Origin of the sequence: Neochlamydia sp. TUME1, from assembly GCF_000813645.1 — a bacterium.
In the GTDB taxonomy this organism is placed as follows: Bacteria; Chlamydiota; Chlamydiia; order Chlamydiales; family Parachlamydiaceae; genus Neochlamydia.
Genome location: NZ_JRXI01000010.1, coordinates 1 through 7,915, shown reverse-complemented (window position 1 = coordinate 7,915; position 7,915 = coordinate 1). Strand labels below are relative to the sequence as shown.

Annotated in this window: 8 protein-coding genes; 6 read left to right on the top strand and 2 right to left on the bottom strand. The window is 39.0% G+C overall.

Annotated features, from left to right (window positions below; genetic code table 11):
- Positions 1-453 (top strand): leucine-rich repeat domain-containing protein (locus DB41_RS00550; RefSeq protein WP_162180888.1); only part of this gene is annotated, 453 nt, incomplete at its 5' end.
- Between the two features lie 88 nt (positions 454-541).
- Entirely contained in the window at positions 542-712 is a 171-nt protein-coding gene (locus tag DB41_RS11520) for a hypothetical protein (protein ID WP_238578386.1), read from the top strand.
- A gap of 633 nt (positions 713-1,345) precedes the next feature.
- Here the strand turns inward: DB41_RS11520 and DB41_RS00540 are convergent.
- Both DB41_RS00540 and DB41_RS00535 read right to left on the bottom strand, forming a co-directional pair.
- A complete protein-coding gene (locus DB41_RS00540; protein ID WP_052243748.1) occupies positions 1,346-2,065 on the bottom strand; it encodes a ComF family protein in 720 nt (239 codons plus the stop codon).
- Positions 2,065-3,015, bottom strand: coding sequence for a hypothetical protein (locus DB41_RS00535; protein ID WP_052243747.1), 951 nt, complete (start codon positions 3,013-3,015; stop codon positions 2,065-2,067). The genes DB41_RS00540 and DB41_RS00535 overlap by 1 nt, the downstream gene beginning before the upstream one ends.
- A gap of 761 nt (positions 3,016-3,776) precedes the next feature.
- Here DB41_RS00535 and DB41_RS00530 point away from each other — a divergent pair.
- The 4 genes from DB41_RS00530 to nqrE all read left to right on the top strand — a co-directional run bounded on the left by DB41_RS00530 (position 3,777) and on the right by nqrE (position 7,744).
- Complete coding sequence (locus DB41_RS00530; RefSeq protein WP_039383224.1) at positions 3,777-5,312, top strand: Na(+)-transporting NADH-quinone reductase subunit B; 1,536 nt, start codon at positions 3,777-3,779, stop codon at positions 5,310-5,312.
- Positions 5,293-6,225 carry an NADH:ubiquinone reductase (Na(+)-transporting) subunit C gene (nqrC, locus tag DB41_RS00525; protein WP_039383222.1) on the top strand — a complete coding sequence of 311 codons (933 nt, stop codon included), beginning with the start codon at positions 5,293-5,295 and terminating at the stop codon, positions 6,223-6,225. Before DB41_RS00530 ends, nqrC begins: the two co-directional genes overlap by 20 nt.
- 136 nt (positions 6,226-6,361) lie before the next feature.
- Positions 6,362-7,000, top strand: coding sequence for an NADH:ubiquinone reductase (Na(+)-transporting) subunit D (gene nqrD / locus DB41_RS00520; protein ID WP_039383228.1), 639 nt, complete (start codon positions 6,362-6,364; stop codon positions 6,998-7,000).
- Between the two features lie 6 nt (positions 7,001-7,006).
- Positions 7,007-7,744, top strand: a complete 738-nt coding sequence (gene nqrE / locus DB41_RS00515; protein WP_193365236.1) for an NADH:ubiquinone reductase (Na(+)-transporting) subunit E — start codon at positions 7,007-7,009, stop codon at positions 7,742-7,744.
- Positions 7,745-7,915 lie beyond the last annotated feature (171 nt).

Below are 7,915 nucleotides of genomic sequence, written 5' to 3'. Positions count from 1 at the left end.
AGAAATCAAGTATTTGCCTTTAGGAAAAAAGGAGAGCTTTTTAGAGATTGGATTGAAGAAAATTGTAAAAAAACCACGGATCTATATTTATCTGGAATAGGCTTGACCCATTTACCTACAAAGATATGGCAGCTTTCTCAGCTGCAATACCTTGAATTAAACAACAACCAGCTCACCTCCCTTCCTCCTGAGATAGGACAACTTTCCCACCTGCAAAAGCTTGACTTAAAAAGCAATCAGCTTACCTCTCTTCCAGCAGAGGTCAGGCAGTTATCTCAGCTGCGAGTGCTTAACTTACAAAACAACCAACTTACCTCTCTTCCTGCAGAAATAGGGCAGCTTTCTCAGTTGCAAGAGCTTTACTTAGAAGGCAACCAGCTGACCTCCCTTACTCCAGAGATATGGCGGCTTTCTCACCCGACTTTGACAGTTGCATACATTCGAAACACTTAAGTTGCTAACGATCAAAAGCTTTTAATTTATAGTATTGTGCATGCAAATATTGTTAATCTACTCATTAAAAGCTGATATAAAGGAGTGCATGTATATAAGAATGAAGACATCTAAAAAAGCAAAATATCCCACTTTGCAAGTTGTTGAGGGTGTAAGGGAAGGCAAAAAGGTAAAGCAGCGCACGATTGCTCATTTAGGAATGATCAAAAGCCAACAAGATTTACAACGACTTAAGAATCTAGCGGATAAGCTTATTTAGGGATTAGAAAAAGAAGGCCTTGAAATTGACCCTAGCTTCGAAGTTAAAGAATTAAAACATAAAAAAACTATATATAATGCTTTTGGATTAGTTCTCGATTGATTGATGGATCTAACAGGTTTTAATAAGGTCATCCATTCAGCTGGGCGAAAACATCATTTCAGCCTCGAGGAAAGTATTAAGCTCATGCTGGTGCAAAAATTTGATTTACCTAGCAGTAAGCAAAGAACCTATGAGCGCCAAGAAGAGCACGGCTTTCAAGGAATGATTTATAGCCTATTTATCGCTCGATGGGTGCTATTGCCTCCTTGGATGAGGCTATTCAACAACAGAGTTTTCTTATCCACAATAACTTACGTTTTTAGATGAGGTCTCTTCTTCTTTCCTTAAGTAATAGAGTTTTTGCTTTTTTTGATCCTTTCGGATGATTACTTTTTAGCAAAGCTTGGCGAGCCAGTAAATTAGAAGGCTTGGCCTTAATTGAAGTATTTTCCCACGACATCCATTAAACTCTCCCCTGCTTAGCAAATAAAAAAAGCTCTATAGGATGTTTGATACCTGCTAAAGAGGGATTAGCTTTTTTGGAATATAAAAGAAGAGCTTTAATGAGGAGATAAGCGTAGTGATGGGACATTAAATGGATTTACAGAACGAAAGCCCATAAATAGCTTTAGGAAATCCTTCATAAAGAACTTCTGCGCAACAATTCAAAGTATGACCAGTCCGCACCTTATCTTTTACTAACAAAATCACCTTATCTTGCACATTAATTTCTTTTTTTAATAAAAAAGAATTGGCATTTAAATAATTTCCTCGCTGTTTTGCTTTTCCTTCATAGTCCTCATTCCACAAACTTTTATACAAAAGGGATTGCACCGGGCGCTTCACTATCTCTCCTAAAGATTCTGCTAATAAAAGGCTTGCATTATACCCTTGTGAGATACGCTGCGTAAAGGTTAAGGGTACGGGTACAATTAAATCGGGTAACGGCCATTTTAGATTTAAGAGCTGTAAAACCATGTAAGCTGCTGCCCCTTGAGCAAGGTAGGGTTGATTCGCATACTTAAGCTTATTTATTAGAGAAGCTGCCACATCCTGATCATCAAATGCTGCTGCATATTTTTTTAACACAGGTGGTTGCATAAAGCAAAGATAGCAAATACGATGTTCAGGTTCATACTCTGCACTAAAGCAGCAGGGACAACGCTCTTCCATATTTATAAGAGTCAGTTGAAGAGCACACTTAAAGCAAAGGCCCCCTTTACCATGGCAAACAGGAGTAGCACAATGCATGCACCTTAAAGGATAAATAAAATCGACAAAAGCAGCTAAAATATTGCCAAGCTTGGCCATTATCTTACAGGAATCTCTTCAAACATCTTTTGCATTTGCTGCTCCATATAAACATTTATAGTAGAATGGTATTCAGGATAGTTTAATTTAAACCATGCGTTTAACTTATGGACCACTTGCAAAAAATCTGGCTGACTATAAGCAGAATTTTTCATGCGCTCATCTTTTGTAAGCTTACCCACATCTAAATGTATAGCCCTATCTTGTACAAAGCCTGTATTATGCATGACGCCATGATCTCTATCGTAAATGCCTTTGTTATATTCTAAGAGATAAAGATCGAAGATCTGTTGGATGCGTTTTTTTACCCCCGACATATCTTGAGCTCCCATGAGGGTCATCATTTCTGCACGAGTCGTATTAGCCTTCTCTTGAAGAATAAAAGGTACTTGATCTAAATCGACCTGCCTCTCTATGCCTATTTTATCTTTAACAGCCACAATTTTATGCAAGTTAACACTCTTATTTAAATGTATATAAATTAAACCGGCCTCATGAGCATGAATGTTATAAGCTAAGCGATAGCCATCAAAAACACTATTTAATAACCTATGCTTACGCTCTCTTTGCTTGTCTTTGTAAGCTTTCAGCGGACCTATGGGAGGAATAAGAGAAATAAAAACAGAAGGTTTAAGATGCTTAAATTTAAAAAACTTGAGAATATATTTATCGTCTGCACTCTTAAAGGCATAGGACTGAGCCCCTTTTCCAACATAGTAAAATTTTTGATCCAAAATATTATCGAGTTGCTGTTGCTCCTCTTTAGACAGAGAGGGAACTTCCCATTCGTGGCGATAAGGCATATTATAGCTAATATTAGATAATCGAAAATCATCGGTCATTTTAAAATATAAGCGTGTTAAACCAAAGAGCCCTAAACTTATTAATAACACCCTTACCCATTTATTGAGGAATTTATTTCTTGTATTTTTAAAGAGCGTTTTGCACATGCTATTCTTCCTAGCCTCTGGATTAAAGTAAAAAAGTCAAATTATAAATTATCAGCAAGTATGTGTAAAGCATAAGTCCCTAGACACAATGTTAATCGATCCATCTTAAAACCACACCCTTTACCCCTAGAAAGCAAAACCTCATTTAATTTTTTTGGCTTAATGTTTTAGCTGCTTTTAGAGCCAGTGGCTGAATACCTATGATCTCTAACCCCTTAAGAATACGAACATTTTTTATATCAAACTAATCCACCAAGCTTTAATTAGATAAATTGCTTTCAACTCCTGGATGACTCGGCTTTTAGTAAGCGGTCACAGGAAGCAGCGTTATTCAACCTTTTGATACTGAGTAAAAAAATGCAAATTAAAAAGCTTAGCAAATAAAATACAGGTATTAGTGCGTATTATTGACTTTGCAGACGTCCAAACAATCGCATCTGAAAAGGTGGATTATCCATAACCGCCTACCGATTTTATCAAAAACTTAGCAATCAAAAATCTATTAGCCGATTAAACTTTTACAGGGTTTAGATGGAATGAAAAAATTATAATTTTTTAAAAACCTAGCCTGCCAGCAAAGGCTTTGAGGACAATTAACTTTCTATTAATTAACATACAACTCATAAACAAACACTACACAAAAAATACTACAAAAAAAATTTATCGCGGCCATTCTCCTCTCACCTTTTCGTTAATTTAAATTTTTTCATTTAATTTTTTCTTGCAGTTTTGGTACCCTCCAATTTTTACAAGGAATAGATATGCTCAGACGATTACTCAGTTCCCTCCAAAAGCTTGCTGAACCAGGCAAGCCTCTTCATAAGCTTCACCCTTTAATCAATGCGAATGATACTTTCCTTTACGAAGCGGCTGTGAATACAAGGCGAGCTCCCCATATCCGAGATGCTATTGACGTTAAACGCTGGATGATCCTTGTGGTTATTGCTCTGTTGCCCTGTATTATGATGGCCATATGGAACACCGGTTTACTTAAATATGTCTATAGTAGCGGCGACTATAAATTAATGAATGAATATCTAGAGGCAAGTAAAAATTTCCAGGCTTATTGGGCTTTTGCTACATACGATAGCCGCTATATCCCTATTATTATGGAAGGGCTTAAAATCTTCCTTCCTCTAACCCTTCTTTCCTATGCAGTGGGAGGCTTTTGGGAGGCTTTCTTTGCCTGCGTAAGAAAGCATGAAATTTCAGAAGGGTTTCTCGTTACAGGTATTTTATATGTACTTATCCTTCCTCCCACTATCCCTTATTGGATGGCAGCGGTAGGCGTTTCTGCCGGTGTAGTCTTAGGTAAAGAGATTTTTGGAGGCTCGGGCATGAATATTGTTAATCCCGCACTCGCATGCCGAGCGTTTCTCTTTTTTACTTTTCCAGGAAAAATGAGTGGCGACGTATGGGTAGGCTCTAATCCTACTATCATACGCGAAAGTCTGCTTAAAATGAATCAAGAAGGGCAAACTACAGCCTTTGATGGATATTCCCAAGCGACAAAATTAGCTATTTTTAATGTCCCTCAGGACATTAAACGTATTCATATCGATACGATTGCTACCCATACTATAGGAACAGATGTAAGCACAATCCAGACCATTCGTACGCAATTTGATCAATGGAATTCCCTTACTCATCAAAATGCCACGCTAGGCCAGCTTACGATGGACCAAATAAAAAGCTTTGTGACTAGCCCTCTTGCTGAAGGAGGGTTGGGTCTTTCCAGTGGATATTATGAAGATGCTTATCACTTCTCTTCCTTAAATTACGGCCTGGGGAATAATCATGACTGGAGCTTTTTTCTAGGCAATAAACTAGGTTGCCTAGGTGAGACCTCCACTTTAGCTTGCCTTTTAGGCGCTCTATTTCTTATATGGACTGGCATTGGTTCATGGAGAACCATGTTAGGAATGCTGCTAGGCGCATTTGGGACGGCTCTTTTATTTCAGCTAAGTTCAAGCTATTTGTTCCCTAACCAGGGAGCATGGACAGCCGCCCAGTTTGGTTTTCCCGCCTATAAACATCTTCTATTGGGAGGGCTTGCTTTTGGATTGGTTTTTATGGCGACTGATCCCGTTTCCTCTCCCTCCATTCCTCTTGCCAAATGGATATACGGAATTTTCTGTGGCATGGTGACTTTAGTCATCCGTGTCATCAATCCGGCTTATCCTGAAGGGGTAATGCTAGCTATTTTAATAGGCAACGTCTTTGCCCCTTTATTTGACTACTATGCCGTCAAGCACTTTAGAAAAAGGAGCATTAGCCGTGTCCGCATCCGTTCCTAAAAAAGCCATGAGCAATACTTACACTATCTTTTTTATGATTGTTTTAAGTTTTGCCTGTGCCCTTATTTTATCGATTTTGGCAAGTGTCTTAGAAAAGCCTAAAGAAGTGGCCAAAGAGCTAGATAGAAGCAAACAAATGATGATTGCTGCTAAGCTTTTGGATCACCAGGATTATTTCCTTGTACAAGACCCTCAAGGGAATTACCTCTCTGCCAACTATGAAGAAGGAAGGTTAGTTCCTAGCAATTCTTCCCAGATGGCTACCCAAAGCCAACTGCTTGATATTTATAGTAAACGTATAATCCCCTTTCTGGTAGACAAAGAGGGTAATATCAAAACTTTTGAGGAAGAGAAAATCAACTACAATGATTATCTTGCGGCTTACCGCAAAACGGGTTACTATCAACTACCTCTTATGCTGGTTTACAAAATCCTTCCAAACCCGGCTGATAAAGAGAGCAATATTAACTCTGCCGCGGAAGGATATGTTATACCTATCAATGGCTTGGGCTTATGGGATGCCATTTATGGTTATTTAGCTATCAAACCTGATGGCAACACGGTGATAGGCATTTCTTGGTATGATCAGAAAGAAACGCCTGGCTTGGGGGCCAACATTTCTGAAGCCTACTGGCAAAGTCTTTTCCCTAATAAGCAAATCTTTCAACAGAATGCTGATGGTAAAACTGATTTTAAGTCAGCGCCGCTCGGCCTTACTGTTGTCAAAGGCAAAGTTGCCGAAAGCTTAGGCACTATCCCTAAAGCCAAAAGCGCCGTTGATGGCATGGCAGGTGCTACTCTTACAGGTAATGGAGTCACCGATGCCTATCGCAATGTCCTTGCACCCTATCGTCCCTTTCTTACTAAGCTTCATCAGACTTACTCTCTTTCTCAAGAAAAAATGCATAACTGATAAAGAGGCTCTCTTGCCGCCTTAAAAATAAACGATAAGCAAAGCAACCCTTGAAACAAATAGTATTAAAGATTATAAGAAAATTCAATTGTAGATGAAAAAAAAACGCTGTCTTTTGCTTAAGGAGGAAGATCGAATGGTATCGACAAATGTATCTGCTCGTTCATATTTGACTTCTCAGCTTTGGGGAGGCAATCAAATCCTAGTAGCGGTACTAGGCATTTGTTCGGCTTTAGGGGTAACTAACAGGCTTTCTGTCTCACTCACCATGGGCCTTTCGGTAGCCTTTGTCACCGCTTTTTCTTCCTTATTTGTTTCACTTCTTAGAAAAGTTACTCCCGATAGCGTACGTATGATTACCCAACTAGCCATCATTTCTGTTTTTGTAATTATCATTGATCAATTCTTACAAGCCTATTTTTTTAGCATCTCTAAAGTTTTAAGCGTTTTTGTGGGACTAATTATTACTAACTGTATAGTCATGGGACGTACCGAGGGTATGGCAAAGAATGTAGGACCCCTCTGTGCATTCATGGATGGACTAGGTGCTGGCTTAGGCTATGCATGGGTGCTAATGGTAGTAGGTGGTATTCGAGAATTGTTCGGCTTTGGACAGCTGTTTGGCTACCAAATTATTCCCTATAGCTGGTATGCGACAGCTACCCACCCCAATGGGTATGATAATTTTGCTCTGATGGTTAGCCCTCCAGCTGCGTTTTTTATTATAGGCGGCATGATCTGGGTATTTAACACCCTCAATAGGAACGAAGGATAAAAGTTTATGTGGATGGGAAATTACGAGCCTTTAAATTTATTAGGTCTTCTTTTACAAGCTGTATTTATTGAAAATTTCCTTTTGGCTAACTTTTTAGGCATGTGCACCTATTTAGCCTGCTCGACCAAATTAAAAACAGCCAATGGTCTAGGCTTAGCAGTTGTGTTTGTCCTCACTGTTTCCGGCATCCTCAATTGGTTTGTCCATCGTTTTGTTACAGGTGCAGGAGCTCTCGACTGGCTTTCTGTTTTTGGCCTTGAAGCTTCTCAAATCAACTTAAACTTTTTAGAATTTTTACTTTTTATTTCCGTTATTGCAGGCTTTGTGCAAATCCTTGAAATCATCATAGAAAAGGTTGCTCCCGCTTTATATATGTCTTTAGGACTTTATCTACCCCTGATTGCCGTTAATTGTGCCATCCTAGGAGCCTGCCTTTTTGCTGTTACACGCGATTATCCTTTTTGGCCCAATCTGGTGTATGTTTTTGGCTCAGGTCTCGGGTGGTGGTTAGCCATAGCTCTTATTGCCGCTATCCGCGAAAAACTAGCCACCTCGAAAGTAATCCCCGCTCTTAAAGGAATGGGCATTACTTTCATGATGAGTGGATTAATGGCCATGGCTTTTCAAGGATTTACAGGGATTAAACTAGCCATACCTACAGGTAAACCCTCAAATGCCGACACGCAGATGATGCCATTTTCACAAGTAGAAAAGATATATAGCGAGACGCCTTTAAAAAGCTAATTAATCACGGTTATAGCAATTAAAAAACTTACCTTTTAGGTCTACTTACCCTCCTTCTCTATTTTATAGGAGGAGAGTCCCTTTTCATTCTAAATTTCTTATTCGAAAATAAAGTTAAAGGAATAAATGCTTGCGTATAAAATTATTCTCTAAAGGCCTCAAGAACCTTCC

Bases quoted from the DNA above. Each gene is read 5' to 3' on its own strand.
- DB41_RS11520 (WP_238578386.1), top strand. From the start codon at position 542: ATGTATATAAGAATGAAGACATCTAAAAAAGCAAAATATCCCACTTTG.
- DB41_RS00540 (WP_052243748.1), bottom strand. From the start codon at position 2,065: ATGGCCAAGCTTGGCAATATTTTAGCTGCTTTTGTCGATTTTATTTAT.
- DB41_RS00535 (WP_052243747.1), bottom strand. From the start codon at position 3,015: ATGTGCAAAACGCTCTTTAAAAATACAAGAAATAAATTCCTCAATAAA.
- DB41_RS00530 (WP_039383224.1), top strand. From the start codon at position 3,777: ATGCTCAGACGATTACTCAGTTCCCTCCAAAAGCTTGCTGAACCAGGC.
- nqrD (WP_039383228.1), top strand. From the start codon at position 6,362: ATGGTATCGACAAATGTATCTGCTCGTTCATATTTGACTTCTCAGCTT.
- nqrE (WP_193365236.1), top strand. From the start codon at position 7,007: ATGTGGATGGGAAATTACGAGCCTTTAAATTTATTAGGTCTTCTTTTA.